This window comes from Halomicrobium urmianum, assembly GCF_020217425.1.
GTDB classification, from domain to species: domain Archaea; phylum Halobacteriota; class Halobacteria; order Halobacteriales; family Haloarculaceae; genus Halomicrobium; species Halomicrobium urmianum.
The window spans coordinates 1-19130 of the sequence record NZ_CP084093.1; the positions used below are offsets into that span (position 1 = coordinate 1).

24 protein-coding genes are annotated in these 19130 nt (G+C 61.8%); 13 read left to right on the forward strand and 11 right to left on the reverse strand.

The features are described from left to right. Positions 1-198: 198 nt before the first annotated feature. From LCY71_RS20760 to LCY71_RS20780, 5 genes are all read left to right on the forward strand, one after another. A complete protein-coding gene (locus LCY71_RS20760; protein WP_225334271.1) occupies positions 199-495 on the forward strand; it encodes a hypothetical protein in 297 nt (98 codons plus the stop codon). Positions 496-592: 97 nt separating this feature from the next. Continuing rightward, positions 593-1645 (forward strand): tyrosine-type recombinase/integrase, encoded by a 1053-nt coding sequence (locus LCY71_RS20765; protein ID WP_225334272.1) that lies wholly within the window; start codon positions 593-595, stop codon positions 1643-1645. A gap of 278 nt (positions 1646-1923) precedes the next feature. Continuing rightward, the gene (locus LCY71_RS20770) at positions 1924-2325 is read left to right on the forward strand and encodes a hypothetical protein (protein ID WP_225334238.1); all 402 of its coding nucleotides are present in this window, start codon (positions 1924-1926) and stop codon (positions 2323-2325) included. Then, the gene (locus tag LCY71_RS20775; protein ID WP_225334239.1) at positions 2322-2984 is read left to right on the forward strand and encodes a hypothetical protein; all 663 of its coding nucleotides are present in this window, start codon (positions 2322-2324) and stop codon (positions 2982-2984) included. Before LCY71_RS20770 ends, LCY71_RS20775 begins: the two co-directional genes overlap by 4 nt. Next, positions 2981-4675: a DUF7845 domain-containing protein gene (locus LCY71_RS20780; protein ID WP_225334240.1), complete on the forward strand. Its 1695-nt coding sequence runs from the start codon at positions 2981-2983 to the stop codon at positions 4673-4675. The genes LCY71_RS20775 and LCY71_RS20780 overlap by 4 nt, the downstream gene beginning before the upstream one ends. 520 nt (positions 4676-5195) lie before the next feature. On the opposite strand, the gene LCY71_RS20785 is transcribed toward LCY71_RS20780, so the two are convergent. Further along, positions 5196-5441, reverse strand: a complete 246-nt coding sequence (locus tag LCY71_RS20785; RefSeq protein WP_225334241.1) for a hypothetical protein — start codon at positions 5439-5441, stop codon at positions 5196-5198. 119 nt (positions 5442-5560) lie between these two features. Here LCY71_RS20785 and LCY71_RS20790 point away from each other — a divergent pair, with 119 nt between their 5' ends. Together LCY71_RS20790 and LCY71_RS20795 are read left to right on the forward strand one after the other, a co-directional pair. Next, positions 5561-5788, forward strand: a complete 228-nt coding sequence (locus LCY71_RS20790; RefSeq protein ID WP_225334242.1) for a hypothetical protein — start codon at positions 5561-5563, stop codon at positions 5786-5788. Further along, positions 5785-6030, forward strand: a complete 246-nt coding sequence (locus LCY71_RS20795) for a hypothetical protein (RefSeq protein ID WP_225334243.1) — start codon at positions 5785-5787, stop codon at positions 6028-6030. The genes LCY71_RS20790 and LCY71_RS20795 overlap by 4 nt, the downstream gene beginning before the upstream one ends. 22 nt (positions 6031-6052) lie before the next feature. On the opposite strand, the gene LCY71_RS20800 is transcribed toward LCY71_RS20795, so the two are convergent. The 9 genes from LCY71_RS20800 to LCY71_RS20840 all read right to left on the reverse strand — a co-directional run bounded on the left by LCY71_RS20800 (position 6053) and on the right by LCY71_RS20840 (position 12999). Continuing rightward, the gene (locus LCY71_RS20800; RefSeq protein WP_225334244.1) at positions 6053-6787 is read right to left on the reverse strand and encodes a twin-arginine translocation signal domain-containing protein; all 735 of its coding nucleotides are present in this window, start codon (positions 6785-6787) and stop codon (positions 6053-6055) included. A 60-nt stretch (positions 6788-6847) separates the two neighbouring features. Further along, positions 6848-7327: a hypothetical protein gene (locus tag LCY71_RS20805; RefSeq protein WP_225334245.1), complete on the reverse strand. Its 480-nt coding sequence runs from the start codon at positions 7325-7327 to the stop codon at positions 6848-6850. Next, positions 7324-7701 carry a hypothetical protein gene (locus LCY71_RS20810; RefSeq protein ID WP_225334246.1) on the reverse strand — a complete coding sequence of 126 codons (378 nt, stop codon included), beginning with the start codon at positions 7699-7701 and terminating at the stop codon, positions 7324-7326. Before LCY71_RS20810 ends, LCY71_RS20805 begins: the two co-directional genes overlap by 4 nt. 2 nt (positions 7702-7703) lie before the next feature. Next, positions 7704-9449 carry a hypothetical protein gene (locus LCY71_RS20815; protein WP_225334247.1) on the reverse strand — a complete coding sequence of 582 codons (1746 nt, stop codon included), beginning with the start codon at positions 9447-9449 and terminating at the stop codon, positions 7704-7706. Continuing rightward, complete coding sequence (locus LCY71_RS20820) at positions 9446-9667, reverse strand: hypothetical protein (protein ID WP_225334248.1); 222 nt, start codon at positions 9665-9667, stop codon at positions 9446-9448. The genes LCY71_RS20815 and LCY71_RS20820 overlap by 4 nt, the downstream gene beginning before the upstream one ends. A gap of 2 nt (positions 9668-9669) precedes the next feature. Beyond that, on the reverse strand, positions 9670-9888 hold the full coding sequence (locus tag LCY71_RS20825) for a hypothetical protein (protein ID WP_225334249.1): 219 nt from the start codon (positions 9886-9888) through the stop codon (positions 9670-9672). Further along, positions 9885-10082: a hypothetical protein gene (locus LCY71_RS20830; RefSeq protein ID WP_225334250.1), complete on the reverse strand. Its 198-nt coding sequence runs from the start codon at positions 10080-10082 to the stop codon at positions 9885-9887. Before LCY71_RS20830 ends, LCY71_RS20825 begins: the two co-directional genes overlap by 4 nt. After that, positions 10069-12228, reverse strand: a complete 2160-nt coding sequence (locus LCY71_RS20835) for a hypothetical protein (protein ID WP_225336648.1) — start codon at positions 12226-12228, stop codon at positions 10069-10071. The genes LCY71_RS20830 and LCY71_RS20835 overlap by 14 nt, the downstream gene beginning before the upstream one ends. Before the next feature lie 285 nt (positions 12229-12513). Further along, positions 12514-12999, reverse strand: a complete 486-nt coding sequence (locus LCY71_RS20840) for a hypothetical protein (RefSeq protein ID WP_225334268.1) — start codon at positions 12997-12999, stop codon at positions 12514-12516. A 324-nt stretch (positions 13000-13323) separates the two neighbouring features. On the opposite strand from LCY71_RS20840, the gene LCY71_RS20845 reads away from it, so the two are divergent. Next, complete coding sequence (locus LCY71_RS20845; RefSeq protein ID WP_225334269.1) at positions 13324-13581, forward strand: hypothetical protein; 258 nt, start codon at positions 13324-13326, stop codon at positions 13579-13581. Positions 13582-13592: 11 nt separating this feature from the next. Here LCY71_RS20845 and LCY71_RS20850 read toward each other — a convergent pair whose 3' ends face one another. After that, on the reverse strand, positions 13593-13928 hold the full coding sequence (locus LCY71_RS20850) for a winged helix-turn-helix domain-containing protein (RefSeq protein ID WP_225334270.1): 336 nt from the start codon (positions 13926-13928) through the stop codon (positions 13593-13595). Positions 13929-14275: 347 nt separating this feature from the next. Between LCY71_RS20850 and LCY71_RS20855 the strand changes: the two genes are divergently transcribed. From LCY71_RS20855 to LCY71_RS20875, 5 genes are all read left to right on the forward strand, one after another. Further along, on the forward strand, positions 14276-14572 hold the full coding sequence (locus tag LCY71_RS20855; RefSeq protein WP_225334271.1) for a hypothetical protein: 297 nt from the start codon (positions 14276-14278) through the stop codon (positions 14570-14572). A gap of 97 nt (positions 14573-14669) precedes the next feature. Then, entirely contained in the window at positions 14670-15722 is a 1053-nt protein-coding gene (locus LCY71_RS20860) for a tyrosine-type recombinase/integrase (RefSeq protein WP_225334272.1), read from the forward strand. 278 nt (positions 15723-16000) lie between these two features. Then, positions 16001-16402, forward strand: a complete 402-nt coding sequence (locus LCY71_RS20865; protein ID WP_225334238.1) for a hypothetical protein — start codon at positions 16001-16003, stop codon at positions 16400-16402. Beyond that, the gene (locus LCY71_RS20870) at positions 16399-17061 is read left to right on the forward strand and encodes a hypothetical protein (RefSeq protein ID WP_225334239.1); all 663 of its coding nucleotides are present in this window, start codon (positions 16399-16401) and stop codon (positions 17059-17061) included. The genes LCY71_RS20865 and LCY71_RS20870 overlap by 4 nt, the downstream gene beginning before the upstream one ends. After that, positions 17058-18752: a DUF7845 domain-containing protein gene (locus LCY71_RS20875; protein ID WP_225334240.1), complete on the forward strand. Its 1695-nt coding sequence runs from the start codon at positions 17058-17060 to the stop codon at positions 18750-18752. Before LCY71_RS20870 ends, LCY71_RS20875 begins: the two co-directional genes overlap by 4 nt. Positions 18753-19130 lie beyond the last annotated feature (378 nt).

The window sequence follows — 19130 nt, forward strand, 5'->3', positions numbered from 1 at the left end:
TTGATCGCGACTACAACGATGCGAAATATAGAACTCCAGGGTCTTCAAACCCCACGAAAGGCCGCTTCACAGTCATCGATTACTTACGGGTTATGTCCCGTTTGTGGAGCGGCTGTTGACGGCATCGATGCCGACGCGCGCGCCACCGCTGAGCCTTGCGGGCACGCGCTCGGAGAAGTAAGCCTTCGACTACTCACCATGACAGACTTCCCCGACACCGACGAGCATCGCGACCACCTGCGAGACATCTACGTGCGCGCTGGCGTCGTCGAGCCAGAGCGTGTCGAGGAGATCGCCACCGACGGCGGTCACGTCGAGCGCCAGCCCCTCCGAGAACTGGACGGTGCGACGGTTTACTACTACGACCACCGGGACTCGTCGACTCCGACACGGTCAGAGGACGTTCACGTCGAGATCTACGACGAGTGCGTTCGCCTGCGCTCGCCTGCTGACACGTGGATCCCCCGCCACCTCGTCGAAAAGGTGCTGCTATGAACGAGTGCCCGGACTGCGGGAGCGAGCACATCCACCCGTCGGGCGGCTGCCCGTTCTGCCCCGAGTGCGGGTGGTCGAAGTGCGGAGGTGGTCGCGCTTGAGTGCGCCCGTCGAGGATCCGAGTGAGCTGTCGGTCCGCGAGGTCTACGAGATGTTCCTCGACGCGAAGCAGCTCGACTACACGGACGAGACGCTCCGCGACTACGAGACCCGCCTTCGCCAGTTCGTCGAGTGGGCCGAGGACCAGGAGGCGATCGAGACCGTCGGCGACCTCTCGGGCTGGCACCTGGAGCAGTTCAAGCTGTTCCGGCAGGGGCAGGACCTCGCTCCAACGACGATCAAGGGCCAGATGGCGGCGTGCAAGGTCTTCCTCGAGTACGCCGCCGGCATCGAGGCCGTCGACGAGATGTTGCCCTACAAGGTCAACATCCCGAAGCTGGAGCAGAGCGAGGAGACCTCCGACGTCCGCCTCGACGCCGATCGCGCGTTCCGGCTAATCCAGCACTACCGTGATTCGCCGACTGAGTACGCCAGCGAGCGTCACGTCGCACTGGAACTGGCCTGGTTCACGGGTGCGCGGCTTGGTGCCCTCCGAGCGCTCGATCTCGACGACTACCGGTCGGACGACCAGATCCTCTGGTTCCGCCACCGGTTGCCGTCGACGCCGCTGAAAAAGAAGGAGCACGGCGAGCGTCCAGTCGCTGTTCCGGACCCCGTGTGCGAGGTGATCGACGCTTACCTGGAGGGCGTCCGCTACGACAAGCGCGACGAGCACGGTCGCGATCCGCTACTGTCTGGTCGCCAGGGACGCCCGGCGGCGTCGACGCTCCAGACCTGGGTTTACCAGGCTACGATTCCGTGCGCGGCTGCTCCGTGCCCGCACGACGAGGATCCGCGGTCTTGCGACTGGACCGCGCGCAACACTGCCAGTAGCTGCCCGTCCTCCCGATCTCCCCATCAGGTGCGTACGGGCAGCATCACCTGGCAGCTGAACAGTGGCCTCTCCTACGAGGCCGTGGCGGAGCGCGTCAACTCTGACCCTGATACGCTCCGTCGCTACTACGACAAGGCCGACGACGTTGAGCGGCTCGAGCAGCGTCGTCGGGAGTTTGTCGACCGACTGGAGTTCGATCCCGATGATCAGGACTAACCCCAACCGGCAGTCGAACGGCTCGTCGTATCGACAAGAAAGTGACGGAAAGTCGAAATACCGATACCCCTCCGACCCCACTCCGTATAAAAGTAAAGCGGCGCTTCTTGCCGCTTGTACTCCGCCACTCCAGAGCGGTGCGTTCGGGAGGTGGTCGGCGTGAGCCGGACTCGCCGGTCTCACGACCAGCCCCTCCCGCTCATCTGTGAGTTCTGCGGGAGCACCATCGAGGACGGAGAGCAAAGCTGTCCTGCTCTCGACGAAGGGAGGTGTCGGCCGTGAGCTCCGAGTCCGTTATCGGCGACACCGGCCACACGGAAGTCCGAAAGGACTCGGAGTTCATCTGTCCGCGCTGCCTCGCACGCTGCACTGAGTCGCCCAACAAGCCTATCGAGTACGGTCACTACGAGGGATGTCCTCGTCGAGACGACGATCTCCCGTGGGTCGGCTGTCGTACCTACAAGCCTGAGAAGGATCCGCTGCTAAAGGGATCACCCGAGGTCGCTGCCGACGGTGGCCGCCTCACTTGTGACGACTGCGGCGATGATATCGATCCCGACCAGCACAAGATCCAGATCCGGATCAACCAGCATCATCTGGACCTCTGCGCTGACTGCCAGAGCGAGTACAGGGCCGACCGGCAGTATGCTCCCGTCACCGACGGAGGTGAGCAGCAGTGACCTGGCCTGTCGAGGTCGACGACTGGGAGTTCCACCCGATCCCCCAGTCGTGGATCGAGCACGGTGTCGACGCCGACGCCGGCCAGAAACCCCGCGTCTACGCCGTCAGCGCGGCGACCGAGTACGGCGGCCGGATGCTTCAGATCCGGTACGCTCACCCCACCGAGCCCTACGTCATCCGCTACTCTCACGAAGGATACGAAGGCGAGAACGGCATCGTTCCTGCTGCGCTTTCCGATCGCCAGAGTGAGTGGCCACGTTCGCTCGTTCCAGCTACCGAACCGTCCGACGCGATTCGGGACTGCGAGTGGGATCACTTGCAAACGCTGTGGGGGGACCGCGTCGGGCGAATCCCCACACCTGACGACGCTGACGACCAACGGCTCATCGCTGACGGAGGACAGGTCGCGGAAGTTGATCGCACCGAGTTCCCGCGGCTGAAGGCCGATATTGGAGAAGACCCGGCTCGGTGGCTTGCACCGCAGACGGACATGGATCCGACACCACGGATCCGTGGCATCAGCGAGCCCGAGGTCGCCGCCGCGTGGCTCGCAGTCGCTCGCCGCCTTGGCGTCGATGGCGACGTCCGCGACAAGATCAAGCGTCGGCGCGATTATCTCGCTGATCGCGAGGCCGATCAACGGGGGGTCGACAAATGATCGTAGAGGAGGAGAACCCGATCGGCCTCGAGACTCACGGTCTGGGCCAGAACCTTCTCTGGGAGGATCACGGCCTCTCTCCGTACTGGGGCGTCGTCAGTGTCTTCGAGCCCGATCACGACGAGACTCTCGGCCCGTTCGAGGCCTGCGGCGAAACTTGGGAGATCGTCGGTGCCAAGCACTGGAACGGTCAGCTCGCCCATCCCGAGAATCCCGATGAGTTCGAAGACGGACTCTACGAATATCAGTACAAGCTCGAGGCTGTCGACGACTGGGGAGACCGTGACGCTGTTTTCCAGTTCCGGCCCGGCTTTCCCGACGCGATGAACGTCCACTCCGGGAACCCGATCCAGTCGATGCCTGACGACTGCCCGGAGTCAATTCGCGTCCAGTCCATCACGACAAACCTCTCAGTCGACGAGTCGCTCGAGTTGCTTCAGGCACTCGCTGATCACATCGGCCTGAACCCGGATTACTTCCACGAAAATCCGCACCCGTACTCCAGCATCTACCAGTTCGAACGCTACGGGCGTCTCGATCGGGCTGTCGCGCAGGATCACCTGACCGGGTCCGGCGGCATCATCGACGAGATTGCCGACTTCGCAAAGGATCAGCGCGGCCGTGGCGAGTACAAGTGGGACCACGAGGAGATTGAGGGCCACTACCAGAGCGTCGCGATCGATCCCGATACTTGGGACCTATTGCTTGAGGATCAGTCCTACGGTAAGCATTTCAAGTGCTATCACCCATTCCACGTTCGTTCAGAGAGTACGGACCGCGACGATGATCCGCTCGCCGATCCGAAGATCGAGATGTCCTATTCCAGTGAGTACCACCCCGGCGAGTCTCTCGACTGGCACGAGCGCGACGAGGTCGTCTCTGAGCTCGACGAGGCCGTCCACAACATCCTCTACTGGGCTGACGTTCCCGTCACGCCCGACGCGGACGTCTGGACCGACGAAGATCCCTACTTCGACGGCAACGCTGGCGACGCGGTCGAACTCGTCTCAAATCCGCTGCCTGACCTCCGCGATGCAACCGAGCATCACGTCGAAAGCGAGTTCGTTCGCGCTGACGTCACCGATACCGACCTCGAGATCGCGAAGGTCCTCACCGATGGCGGGAACCAGCACTACGAGGAACTCGCCGAGAACGCCGACGCCAGCACGTCGGCTGTCTACCGTCTCCTCGATAAGTTCTCCGCGCTCCTGGAGTCAGACAACGGGATCGTCAAGTTCATCGACGACGCTACGCGCCAGCACGCGACGGATATCCTCGAGCAGGTCCGCGAAACGACCGAATGGGCCGGAGACGCGATTCGTGAGGTCGTCGATCGGGATTCGCTGCTTCGTGGCGAAGGCACCTCTGCCCTTGAGAAGTGGATGCAGCGCCACGGGATCAAACTTGTCAACAGCCAGCGAGACCGTATTCGCCTCAAGCTCGGTCGGCGTGTCGGCGAGCGAGAGCTTATGAAGATTCTCCGCTCCGGGCTCGAGGCCGCCGAGGGCTCTGGTATCCCCACCGAGAAGATCAGGAACGGCCTGATTGACTGGGTCGACCGCGACGGCAATCCCCGGAAGGGCTGGCAGATCGTCGTCGACGGCAGCATCCTCAGGAAGGGCGGGGGCGACCCCTACGATTCAGTTTCGTTTACTGGCACGCCTGACGGGAACGTGAATAAGAGCGGCTGACGCCCGACAGGATAGAGGCATCACTATCCAGCCCCCTGTTTATTTTATAAAGGCAACCGCGTTCCAGCCGTTTTATTGCTGAAATATTACCAGTTCTCTCGACGCCTACGGTGGGCTGTTGGTCGCGCTTTGTCGTCGGCTGGGCATACCCCCTTTAGGGCGTGTACCTAAGGGCACGAATTTCAAATACACCCGGACCTTCGCTGGCGCTCGGTCCGGCTACCGCACTGCAACCGCAATACTACCGCCGATCAACAGCCAGTTGGGCTTTGAATGGGGGTTGATAGGTAGATACGTCGCCCCTACTGGCATGAGCGTCTCGAAAGCCAGACAGCTCGCTCTTCAGGGGAACTACCCAATGGCGGCCGTCGAGGCCGTCCCCGAGCCGGCGTTCGCGAGGATCTTCAACCTCCGCACACCACATCGCCTTGGACGACTTGCAGACGGCACCTGGCGACTCCAGCACGACCGCGACGGTCGGGACTGGATCGTGCCGCGTGCGCACGATGCACTCCGACTCTCACACATCGGCGCGGATCCACTGACCCGGACTCGAGAGAAGTACTTCGGTGCCACTCCGACCGAGTTCCACGATAGCGACCGAGACCACGTCGTCGACGTTGGCGCTTTCATCGGCGAGCTTGCCACCAGCCTCGAGGACGATCACGAGCGGATCCTCGCTGTGGAACCGGATCCACGGAACGCCACCTGCCTCCGACGCAACGTCGGCGAGAGAGTGGACGTAGACGGCCGTCTCGCGTGGCACTCGGACGAACCTGTCGAGATGGACCTCGCCACGGATGGCCCGAGTCCTCTGCTCTCGGTCTCGATCGAGGAACCACTGCTCGAGACACCACGTCGATCGACGGTCGAACCGTCACGACGATGGTCGACGAGTGGGGATACAACCCGGATCTGGTCAAGGTCGAAGCCGAGGGTGCAGAGCCAGAAGTCCTCGCCGGGACTGTCGATCTCGACTGCGAGATCGTCGTCGACGTCTCCGACGAGCGGGTCGGAGAGTCGACACGGACGATGTGCGAGGGGCTGCTCAACTCACACGGCTACGCTACCGAGTTCTGTGCAGCCGAGAGCGTTCTCTACGCCGAGCCATGATGGAGAACTGGGATTCGCTTTCTGAGTATCTCCTCGACGCCTACATTCACTTGCTGCTGCTCGTCGTTGGATTCCTGTCCGGCTGGCGAGCGAGCAACAACGCCACGCTACAGGAGGTGACGATTGGCTCTATCGGACAGATCCAGAACGCACCGATATCTGATCCTCCCGTCTGGATCTTCGCCTCGCTCCTTCCTGGAGTCGTCGTGATCCCGCTAAAGATTCGCGACTATCTCGACTGAAACAGCCGGCCAGTATTTCTCACTATGAGGTAGTGCCAATGGTGTTTGATCCGTTGTCTGTCACTGGCACCCCCACTATCGTATCCGCCACACCACCCGAGGTTCCAGAGCTAAATGTTATCGAACCGTTGCCACGGATCTTAGTGAGTAAACAATCAGGCTGATCGACTGTGATTGAGCCGCCCAGCCAGACCCGTTCAACAGCCGTCTCAGGCCCAGAGACTGTCCAATCCCCAGTTACGTATGTTGAATCTTGATATCTGATCCCTGTACCGACCAGCGTAATACCACCGAATGATCGATTAGAAGAATATTCCATCGGCTCAAGAAAGATAAGACTCCCTTCGCTCGGAGCGTCAGATAGCGCGTTATCTAATCTACTGTCAGGATCAGACCCATCGTACGCGCCAGCATAGAACCATCCGTTGGCCATCTCTTCTACACTGACCGGTCGCAGGAATTCGACTGCGCCCGTATCGTCGACGTCGGCGACGACATCCCCGCTGGGATCCTTCAGTTCGTCGAGGTAGACGTCGACCTCGTCGCCCGGCGCTCCGGCACGACGTGAGGACGTATCCGATCCGGATGCCGTTCCAGCCCCGAAGCCGAGCAGACCAGCGCCTGCCGCCGCTCCGCCGGCCTTCAGTACGTCTCGCCGGTTCGGCATCATCCGCTTGACCATGCTCTCCAGCTGCTCGATTCGCTCCTCCTGTTCGCGAACTCGCTGTCGCAGTTCGTTGGGATCTTCGTCGGTCATAGTTGTCTCGTTGGGTGACCCGCAACCTCGCCGATTTGCCGGGTCATCGGGAGCGGGTAGTCAGCGGATGGCTCTCAACAGGACCGTCGCGGCGACGACGCCGACGACGAATAGCGTCACCGGGTACGCCCACGTCGGGCCGATCCCGACCGTCAACATCGCGAACGTCGCGACGACGGCGATCACCGCACCTGCGACCGTCCCGACACCTGCACGGAACCCGGACGCCGCCATCACGCCACCGACGAGCAGGCCGGTCAGGAGTACGCCGGCACTGCCGACGCCGCCCTGGGCTGAGAACCCGCTCCCGATGATGAACGGACCGACCCTCGTCGCCATGTCGAGGATGCTCGAGAGCGATCCGTCGGTGACGCCCGACATCCACGTCTCGTTTCCGACCTCAGTGCTCTCGTTGTCGTAGTATGGCGCGTCGTTGGCGGCTGCTGCCGTTCCACCCATCGTGAGGGCCACAACAGTCAGCATCAGTACTCCGACCACGTACGCGGCCGCCACCGCCTGCTTGGTTCGTTTCTTCATCATGCACTCCCCCGGATCAGTCGGACAGTCGCTCCGATGAACGCCATCGAGAACGACCCGCCGAGCAGGACTGTCACGCGCGGCGGTGCGTTCGCGCTCTGGAGGACTGTAATCGGCCAGAACACGTAGCCGATCAATTTGACGATGAAGTTCCAAACTGCCAGAAGTGGACCACCCAGCTGCTGAAGCGACTGCTGGATCGGTCCACCCATATTTTCGAGATCGTCCGCGGTCGACTCGTTGGCGTCTACGCCGCCGGTCGTCGGGTCGTCGATGATGAAGCCCCCGACACCAGCCGAGTCCCACATGATCGCACCGCCACCCCACATGATTGCGCCGATCACGAAGTACGTGAGGATCACGTGCGAGAACCGCATCGTTAGATCCCCCTCCTGAGCGCGGTGAAGCTGATCCACGCCACGCTCGAGGCGAAGACCAGCCCGTACTGTACCCAGCCGATCACGCTGAACGCCGCGAGCACCAGCACGACCACCAGCCCGATCGACTCCGACGAGAGACGATAGTTGGTCGCCACAGCGCCCGCCATCAGGATCGACAGCAGGACCGACACCATCGTCTGGAACGCCGCCACGTCGCCAGCAGGCAGCAACGACGGCACGTCACCTGCGACGCTCAGTAGCGAGTTCGGATTCTCGAACTGCCGGTTGATCGAGTAATTCCGGTATCTGGTCCCGCTTCTGCCGGAGTCCATCTCGAACTGGGTCTTGACCACGAGTGTACTGTCGCTCATGTTGCTGAGGTCAAGTGAGAGCGTCAGGCTCCCGGCCCCTGTCGCCGAGTCGTTCGCGAGTACCGTCGAGTTCGTCTCGTTCTCGCGAATCGCCGTCACGTTGAACGACGACACCGACTCGTCGAGCTCGCGGACGTCGACCGTGACGTCCGTCTGGCCCGCCGGGACGACCCCGAGCATCGGCTTGTTGTTGACGATCGGCCCGACGTCGCGAATCTCGATCTCGCCGTCGGCGTGGACCCGAATCTGCTGTGCGCCGTCCGCAATGGGAGTGTATGGACCGAGGACCATTCGCTCGCCAGTCTCCGTGTTGAGGACAACGAGCCGATGCCTGACGTTATTCGCCAGTTGGACGCGGTACTCACCCGTCGATCCGATCACGTCGCCCTGGACAGTCCTCCACGATCCGTTGATCGCTCGCTGGACGAGGAGTGCCGTATTGTCTGCTCCGAATCGGCCAGTGTAATCGCTGTACTCGAAGACCTTCGAGTTGTATTCGGCCGACTCGTTCAGCAGGAACATGTCCTGCTGCTGGTAGAGCGACTCGACGTAGACTCGTCGTGGGAGGTATCCATCCGCGTCGACTAGCGCGACGAACTGCGCGTCGCTCGGCAGGCCGGTGAAGTTGACCGTCCCATCAGAGGACTGCCGTTCAACGACCTCCGTCGACTCCTTATCGTCGACGTAGAACCGAATCTCGGCAGAGACGTTATCAAGCAGTTCGTTGGTCTGCTCGTCCCTGATATACAGCGTCTCCGGCGTCTTCCGGATCCGGATGTCGTGGTCACCGCTGGACAGACCCTGGAACGTTGCCCGTCCGTCCGCGTTTGTCGTCGAGGTCGCCAGAATCTCGTCCGACTGGTCGTCGATTGCCGCGACGTCAGTGTCGCCCGGGAGGCCGCCGATCGAGACGTTCGCCGACGAGGTCGCCGAGTACCGGAAGTCGACAGTCCCGTCGTCCAGTTCGGTCGCGCTCTCGGGTTGCCACTCGATCGAGTCGAGGCCACCTCCGACCGTCACGCGCTGCTTGTCCGACGGGTTGATCGAGATGTCTCCCGTGCTGGCGTCGACTTCCGAGACCGTCGTCCACGACCCCTCGATGTTGTCGAGTCGGGCGCGCGTCCCCGCGGCACCGTCGACGGTCGCGTTCCCGGCCGTGGAGTTCACCACGATCGTCGACCCGCGCGTGAAGTTGCTCATGTCGACCTCGCACTCGCACTGGACGATCACGTCCGTCCCGTCGTCGTGACCGAGCGGGACGTTCCGCGTCGGAGTCCAGTAGTCGGCCGCCGCAGCGACGACGCCGGCCGTCAGCAGGAGTGCGATCACGACGTACACGCCGAGCCTGGCCCTCGGCGCGCTGTCGTCCGTCATCGTCGACCCCCCGCGGCGGCTTTCCTGAAGATGAGCCCGAAGATGACCAGGACCATCAGCGGCAGCATCAGACGGAACAGGTAGATCGTCCCCTGATCCATCTGGCCCAGATTATCCTCGAGGCCGGCCGCGAAAACTGGATACAGCGCTCCGACCATCGCTATCGCGCCGAGGAACATTGCGACGTCGGGCACCGTGATCCTGGCTCTGTCGTCCATGGTTACCCTCCTCGTCGAGCACTTGCGCCGATCGACAGGATCAGTCCGATCAGCAGGATCGGGATCGTCATCTGGAGGAGCAGGCTGCTGAACGGATCCGCTTCCGACGCTGCCATCGACGTGAACTTGCTGAAGAACGGTGCCATCGCGAGGATTGCGACGAGCGTGAATAACGCCAGGATGGCATCCGTCAGTTGGATTGCCGCGCGGTCGTTCATCATGCCGGACCACCCTCGAGCCACGATGCCAGGTAGAGCAACGCCAGCAGCGGGAACGTAATGTTCACCAGAAACGTTGACTCCGGGCTCAGGCTATCGACGGTCTGGAAGTTGTTGATGTACCAGAACCAGACCGGCGCGATCGCGACCAGCCCGAGGAACGTCAGGAGCGCAAACGGGACTTCAAAAACGTCCATCCCAGAACCCTCCTTCGCTCGAGTCGCCGCCGAAGGTGAACAGGTCCTCGGCGTCGGCGATCGCCTCGCGCGTCTCCGCGTCGCCGGTCACCTGTGCCTCCGTCGGCAGTTCGCCCGTCAGCCGGAGACCGAGTGGCTGGCCCTCGAGCGTCTCCGGATCGGGGGCGCGGGCCGCCTCGGGATCTGGGCCGAGTGCCGTCGAGACGACCGTCTCTTGGAACCAGCCCGTTGTGAGCGAGTTGCCCGAACTTCCACCACTGGCAGACCACGGATCGTCACCCCGGTCCGGCCCGTCCGCGCCGCTGAATTCGAAATCACGGGGCCTGCGGCGTCGGTTCCGGGAGTTGCTGAACTGGTTCGGATTCGGGAACTCATCGGGCTGTTGGAACCCTTGGCCTGTCTCAGGAGGAGACTCGAACGGATTACTGAGTTGCTGTGCCAGAGCAGGCTGTGCAACCGCAGCCGTATCGAGAGCTTCTAAACCGCGGGTCCGGGCATCTTCTCTGAACAGCGGCAGCGATCCGACGCCGGGTCGCGACAGAGGATCTGCTCTACCCGTCGATCCCTCTCCAACGCCGGTCTCTGGTCCGACACCGATTCCTTGGCCGATATCGGGCTGCTGAGCCGCTAACTCATCTGCCTCTTGGACTTGTCGTTCGCTCGCTTCATCTGACCTCTGCTGTGCTTCTTGCGACGACTGCTCAGCTGCGCTCTCTCCCGGGACCACGAGCGACGGGAGGTTTCGTTCTTGGAAGCTTGGTTCATCTTGCTCAGTCACTTCGCGCTGCTGTCCTTGCCTGTAGAGGTCCGAGATTCCGGAACCGCGCTCTTGATTGATCCGCTGCCCGGGGGCACGATTTCCAGGCTGCTCCGAGATGCGATCGTCGACGAGGTCCTCTTCCGTGATCTCGACGACATCGTCTCCAGTCTGTTCACCGACTTCGCCGATGACGATCTGTTCTGTCTGGATCGTCTGCGGATCAGTTTGGTCCTGCTGATCGGGAATCCCAATCTCAGAGGTGACCGTCGGATCTCGGATCGGGAGTTCCTGCTCAGTTGACTGCTGGTTCTCGGGCACCTGAAGTTCGCCAGTCTGCTCCTGCTGGTCGGGCACCTGGACCTCGGTCCGGTCTTCGACGGCGTCCCCCGGCTGAAGCTCTCCGTCGTCGGAGAACTCTCCGTAGGCGGCGAGTGCCGGGATGGCGACGGCACCAGCCGCCGCGCCGCCCAGACCGACGCTGGTCCCGCCAGCACCGCCGACACCAGTGCCGAGGCCTGTCCCAGTCCCGAAGCCCGTTCCGACGCCGGTTCCGGTTCCCACGCCCGTTCCGACGCCAGTCACGCCGACAGCCGCGGATGCACGTCCGAGATCTCCAGACGGCACGTCTGACGTGATGTCTTCCGCCTGCTGGTCAGCGTTCTCGATGACGGTATCGAACCCGTCAGTCACCCAGTCGACCCCACTGCGGACCGTGTTCGCTGCTTCCTGTCGCGTCTCTCGGACGGGCTCGCCGGGGATCCAGAACGCATCCTCGATGGTCTGAGCGATCGACTGCTCTGTCTGCCCTTCGACGCCGGTCGCCTCTTCGATGACCCCGAAGAACTGGCGCTCGGGACCGGTCTGCTGGGCATCGAGTTGAGCTTCTGGCGTGAGCCGGCCCGTCACTTGGCCACCCTCGCGTTCGAACTCCACGTCCTCGCGCGTGACGTCCATCCCAGTCTCGTCTTCCAGCTGCGCGATGATCTGCTGCTCCGGGTCGCGCTGCTGGCTGCGTTGTGGATTCTGGGGCGTCGGTGACTGCTGATCATTCTCGCCGAACACCCGCTCCTGGCCCGATTCTGTGAGCCCAGCCTGGACGTTCCCGTCGACGATCTGGACGTCGAAGTCATCAGTCGTCAGGTTCTCGTCGGTCTGGCTCTGGAGCCCCTGAATCGCCGCGATACGCGCCTGATCCCGTTCCTCGAGGCGCTCTTGCTCTGCGCGGGCCTGCCCGGTTTCGGTGACCTCGACGCTGAGTTGGTCGCCCTCCTGGACTACCCGAACGTCCTCCGGAGACTGGAGCGTGTCCGACTGCTCGATTGCCTGTTCTTCGTAGTACTGGGGCGTTATGTCGGCCTGAATCCCGGAGTCAGTCTCCTCCAGCACGAAGTCGTCGCCCCGCTCCAGCCCACGCTCCGACAGCTGGGAAGTAATCGATTCGGCTGCGCGCTGTTCGCGTGCGGCCGCTGCGGCTTGCTCTGCCTCTGGACCGACGTAGGCAGCGATATCGCCGGATGGCGTCTCAGCGAGTGCGATGTCGTCGCCCGGATCCGCTTGATCCCGGGCGCGGTTGAAGATGTTTCGGACCTGACTATCTGAGAGGTCGGTGTCTTCGTACGTGACCGCCGCGTCGGCTTGATAGACGGACAGTACTACGGATAGGTGACTCAGTTAGTGCAGAAGCATCACGTACACCATACTGACCAGTAGAACGCCAAACACTACTTTAACACTAAACACGGGATCCGCGGGAAGTTCGTCGTCTATTGAGCGTTCTCGATACTTTTCAGGACTGCGAACTGCAAGTACATCACTCTCTGTCGCCATTCCAAAAACTACGAGAAACGGTAGTAATACAATCAGAACCGTCAGCGGGTTGATCTCTACAGCTAAGATTCCCAGCGAAAGAATCCATGGGGGTAGCCAAAGGAATATAGACAGACCAGAAAGCCGTATTATCGCGCCGTCAATCGTCTCTATTCTTTTATGGCGAACAGCCTGCGGCACAAGCCCTCTTGCGATCCGCCAGTCGACTTCCGGGCCTGTATCCCCGAGTTTACCGACAGCCCAATGACTGCCCTCATGCAGATATGGTGCTATGATAAATCCAATCAGATAGACAGCAGCATACGCGAGAGTCCCTTCAACGTCGACCATATTGCCTGAAGGGGACCAGATTCTATAAAGTTAGTTTCCGCACCACGTCCTTCTCGGTCAGTCCCTACAGACCTCCAAGGTAGTACAGAACTGCACCGAACACCAGTAGGAATGCGAGAATCGCGAGTGCGTAATGGCGGATCAACCATAACGGGGCAAGTAGTATCGCCCGAAGCTTGTACCAGATCGATCTGATCATGCCACCCATCTGTTTCTCTTCTACCTTATATCTACAGATAAAGCCAGTCTGGTTACCACTTTCACTTTCACTACGCGTACAAGGATTTCCACTTTTACATAGGCTATCCTCGGTCGCTCCTGTCTATGTCCCAGAAGGAGCGCATCAACCTCGAAGACGACTACGATCGGTGGCAGTGGACCTGTCCGAACGGCCACCACGACTGGGAGCCGACGAACCACCACTTCTGGTGTGCCGCCTGCGCTCGGATTCCTGAAGTGGATGCCTCGTTCGACGAACTCCGAGATCAGAAGACTGGTCGGCTCTACGAGCGCGACGACGTCGAGCTCCACACGCCCGCTGGCCCCTACGACAGCGATCTCGACGGGAGGGGTTCCGCGTGATCCGAAGACAGTCAGACGTGAGGCTCGGGTTCGTCGCGGAGATCCTCCTCCTCGCGGAGATAGTCCTCTCCTTTCTCAGTAATCGCATAGTAAGATCCCTCTCCTTCGATCTCATAGATCAAGCCAGCTTCCTCCAACTTGGGGATTCTTCTCTTGAGAGTAGTGTAGGAGATGGACTGGCCCCTCTCCGCGAAGTTGTTCTCAATCCCGCGCAGACTGTGGCCGGCCCCCGTGTCTTCGAGGAACTCCAGAATACGATCGTCACTCCCAGTCATCCAGTCTGCCCGGAGACGGCCCATACTGTCTTGGCCAAAAAGCCAGTCAAAAGCGTCTTCGATAGCATTCATGATCCTGATATAATGGTTCTATTTGGTCCAAAGATAGCCCAATATTTATATCCAATGAACCATGATTGGGTCACTACGATCGACGCGGAGCTCCTCGGGGCGTCGTTGCGGAAAAGAGTCGACGCCCGTGTGGCAGCACGGGCGCCGCGTTGATCGCGACTACAACGATGCGAAATATAGAACTCCAGGGTCTTCAAACCCCACGAAAGGCCGCTTCACAGTCATCGATTACTTACGGGTTATGTCCCGTTTGTGGAGCGGCTGTTGACGGCATCGATGCCGACGCGCGCGCCACCGCTGAGCCTTGCGGGCACGCGCTCGGAGAAGTAAGCCTTCGACTACTCACCATGACAGACTTCCCCGACACCGACGAGCATCGCGACCACCTGCGAGACATCTACGTGCGCGCTGGCGTCGTCGAGCCAGAGCGTGTCGAGGAGATCGCCACCGACGGCGGTCACGTCGAGCGCCAGCCCCTCCGAGAACTGGACGGTGCGACGGTTTACTACTACGACCACCGGGACTCGTCGACTCCGACACGGTCAGAGGACGTTCACGTCGAGATCTACGACGAGTGCGTTCGCCTGCGCTCGCCTGCTGACACGTGGATCCCCCGCCACCTCGTCGAAAAGGTGCTGCTATGAACGAGTGCCCGGACTGCGGGAGCGAGCACATCCACCCGTCGGGCGGCTGCCCGTTCTGCCCCGAGTGCGGGTGGTCGAAGTGCGGAGGTGGTCGCGCTTGAGTGCGCCCGTCGAGGATCCGAGTGAGCTGTCGGTCCGCGAGGTCTACGAGATGTTCCTCGACGCGAAGCAGCTCGACTACACGGACGAGACGCTCCGCGACTACGAGACCCGCCTTCGCCAGTTCGTCGAGTGGGCCGAGGACCAGGAGGCGATCGAGACCGTCGGCGACCTCTCGGGCTGGCACCTGGAGCAGTTCAAGCTGTTCCGGCAGGGGCAGGACCTCGCTCCAACGACGATCAAGGGCCAGATGGCGGCGTGCAAGGTCTTCCTCGAGTACGCCGCCGGCATCGAGGCCGTCGACGAGATGTTGCCCTACAAGGTCAACATCCCGAAGCTGGAGCAGAGCGAGGAGACCTCCGACGTCCGCCTCGACGCCGATCGCGCGTTCCGGCTAATCCAGCACTACCGTGATTCGCCGACTGAGTACGCCAGCGAGCGTCACGTCGCACTGGAACTGGCCTGGTTCACGGGTGCGCGGCTTGGTGCCCTCCGAGCGCTCGATCTCGACGACTACCGGTCGGACGACCAGATCCTCTGGTTCCGCCACCGGTTGCCGTCGACGCCGCTGAAAAAGAAGGAGCACGGCGAGCGTCCAGTCGCTGTTCCGGACCCCGTGTGCGAGGTGATCGACGCTTACCTGGAGGGCGTCCGCTACGACAAGCGCGACGAGCACGGTCGCGATCCGCTACTGTCTGGTCGCCAGGGACGCCCGGCGGCGTCGACGCTCCAGACCTGGGTTTACCAGGCTACGATTCCGTGCGCGGCTGCTCCGTGCCCGCACGACGAGGATCCGCGGTCTTGCGACTGGACCGCGCGCAACACTGCCAGTAGCTGCCCGTCCTCCCGATCTCCCCATCAGGTGCGTACGGGCAGCATCACCTGGCAGCTGAACAGTGGCCTCTCCTACGAGGCCGTGGCGGAGCGCGTCAACTCTGACCCTGATACGCTCCGTCGCTACTACGACAAGGCCGACGACGTTGAGCGGCTCGAGCAGCGTCGTCGGGAGTTTGTCGACCGACTGGAGTTCGATCCCGATGATCAGGACTAACCCCAACCGGCAGTCGAACGGCTCGTCGTATCGACAAGAAAGTGACGGAAAGTCGAAATACCGATACCCCTCCGACCCCACTCCGTATAAAAGTAAAGCGGCGCTTCTTGCCGCTTGTACTCCGCCACTCCAGAGCGGTGCGTTCGGGAGGTGGTCGGCGTGAGCCGGACTCGCCGGTCTCACGACCAGCCCCTCCCGCTCATCTGTGAGTTCTGCGGGAGCACCATCGAGGACGGAGAGCAAAGCTGTCCTGCTCTCGACGAAGGGAGGTGTCGGCCGTGAGCTCCGAGTCCGTTATCGGCGACACCGGCCACACGGAAGTCCGAAAGGACTCGGAGTTCATCTGTCCGCGCTGCCTCGCACGCTGCACTGAGTCGCCCAACAAGCCTATCGAGTACGGTCACTACGAGGGATGTCCTCGTCGAGACGACGATCTCCCGTGGGTCGGCTGTCGTACCTACAAGCCTGAGAAGGATCCGCTGCTAAAGGGATCACCCGAGGTCGCTGCCGACGGTGGCCGCCTCACTTGTGACGACTGCGGCGATGATATCGATCCCGACCAGCACAAGATCCAGATCCGGATCAACCAGCATCATCTGGACCTCTGCGCTGACTGCCAGAGCGAGTACAGGGCCGACCGGCAGTATGCTCCCGTCACCGACGGAGGTGAGCAGCAGTGACCTGGCCTGTCGAGGTCGACGACTGGGAGTTCCACCCGATCCCCCAGTCGTGGATCGAGCACGGTGTCGACGCCGACGCCGGCCAGAAACCCCGCGTCTACGCCGTCAGCGCGGCGACCGAGTACGGCGGCCGGATGCTTCAGATCCGGTACGCTCACCCCACCGAGCCCTACGTCATCCGCTACTCTCACGAAGGATACGAAGGCGAGAACGGCATCGTTCCTGCTGCGCTTTCCGATCGCCAGAGTGAGTGGCCACGTTCGCTCGTTCCAGCTACCGAACCGTCCGACGCGATTCGGGACTGCGAGTGGGATCACTTGCAAACGCTGTGGGGGGACCGCGTCGGGCGAATCCCCACACCTGACGACGCTGACGACCAACGGCTCATCGCTGACGGAGGACAGGTCGCGGAAGTTGATCGCACCGAGTTCCCGCGGCTGAAGGCCGATATTGGAGAAGACCCGGCTCGGTGGCTTGCACCGCAGACGGACATGGATCCGACACCACGGATCCGTGGCATCAGCGAGCCCGAGGTCGCCGCCGCGTGGCTCGCAGTCGCTCGCCGCCTTGGCGTCGATGGCGACGTCCGCGACAAGATCAAGCGTCGGCGCGATTATCTCGCTGATCGCGAGGCCGATCAACGGGGGGTCGACAAATGATCGTAGAGGAGGAGAACCCGATCGGCCTCGAGACTCACGGTCTGGGCCAGAACCTTCTCTGGGAGGATCACGGCCTCTCTCCGTACTGGGGCGTCGTCAGTGTCTTCGAGCCCGATCACGACGAGACTCTCGGCCCGTTCGAGGCCTGCGGCGAAACTTGGGAGATCGTCGGTGCCAAGCACTGGAACGGTCAGCTCGCCCATCCCGAGAATCCCGATGAGTTCGAAGACGGACTCTACGAATATCAGTACAAGCTCGAGGCTGTCGACGACTGGGGAGACCGTGACGCTGTTTTCCAGTTCCGGCCCGGCTTTCCCGACGCGATGAACGTCCACTCCGGGAACCCGATCCAGTCGATGCCTGACGACTGCCCGGAGTCAATTCGCGTCCAGTCCATCACGACAAACCTCTCAGTCGACGAGTCGCTCGAGTTGCTTCAGGCACTCGCTGATCACATCGGCCTGAACCCGGATTACTTCCACGAAAATCCGCACCCGTACTCCAGCATCTACCAGTTCGAACGCTACGGGCGTCTCGATCGGGCTGTCGCGCAGGATCACCTGACCGGGTCCGGCGGCATCATCGACGAGATTGCCGACTTCGCAAAGGATCAGCGCGGCCGTGGCGAGTACAAGTGGGACCACGAGGAGATTGAGGGCCACTACCAGAGCGTCGCGATCGATCCCGATACTTGGGACCTATTGCTTGAGGATCAGTCCTACGGTAAGCATTTCAAGTGCTATCACCCATTCCACGTTCGTTCAGAGAGTACGGACCGCGACGATGATCCGCTCGCCGATCCGAAGATCGAGATGTCCTATTCCAGTGAGTACCACCCCGGCGAGTCTCTCGACTGGCACGAGCGCGACGAGGTCGTCTCTGAGCTCGACGAGGCCGTCCACAACATCCTCTACTGGGCTGACGTTCCCGTCACGCCCGACGCGGACGTCTGGACCGACGAAGATCCCTACTTCGACGGCAACGCTGGCGACGCGGTCGAACTCGTCTCAAATCCGCTGCCTGACCTCCGCGATGCAACCGAGCATCACGTCGAAAGCGAGTTCGTTCGCGCTGACGTCACCGATACCGACCTCGAGATCGCGAAGGTCCTCACCGATGGCGGGAACCAGCACTACGAGGAACTCGCCGAGAACGCCGACGCCAGCACGTCGGCTGTCTACCGTCTCCTCGATAAGTTCTCCGCGCTCCTGGAGTCAGACAACGGGATCGTCAAGTTCATCGACGACGCTACGCGCCAGCACGCGACGGATATCCTCGAGCAGGTCCGCGAAACGACCGAATGGGCCGGAGACGCGATTCGTGAGGTCGTCGATCGGGATTCGCTGCTTCGTGGCGAAGGCACCTCTGCCCTTGAGAAGTGGATGCAGCGCCACGGGATCAAACTTGTCAACAGCCAGCGAGACCGTATTCGCCTCAAGCTCGGTCGGCGTGTCGGCGAGCGAGAGCTTATGAAGATTCTCCGCTCCGGGCTCGAGGCCGCCGAGGGCTCTGGTATCCCCACCGAGAAGATCAGGAACGGCCTGATTGACTGGGTCGACCGCGACGGCAATCCCCGGAAGGGCTGGCAGATCGTCGTCGACGGCAGCATCCTCAGGAAGGGCGGGGGCGACCCCTACGATTCAGTTTCGTTTACTGGCACGCCTGACGGGAACGTGAATAAGAGCGGCTGACGCCCGACAGGATAGAGGCATCACTATCCAGCCCCCTGTTTATTTTATAAAGGCAACCGCGTTCCAGCCGTTTTATTGCTGAAATATTACCAGTTCTCTCGACGCCTACGGTGGGCTGTTGGTCGCGCTTTGTCGTCGGCTGGGCATACCCCCTTTAGGGCGTGTACCTAAGGGCACGAATTTCAAATACACCCGGACCTTCGCTGGCGCTCGGTCCGGCTACCGCACTGCAACCGCAATACTACCGCCGATCAACAGCCAGTTGGGCTTTGAATGGGGGTTGATAGGTAGATACGTCGCCCCTACTGGCATGAGCGTCTCGAAAGCCAGACAGCTCGCTCTTCAGGGGAACTACCCAATGGCGGCCGTCGAGGCCGT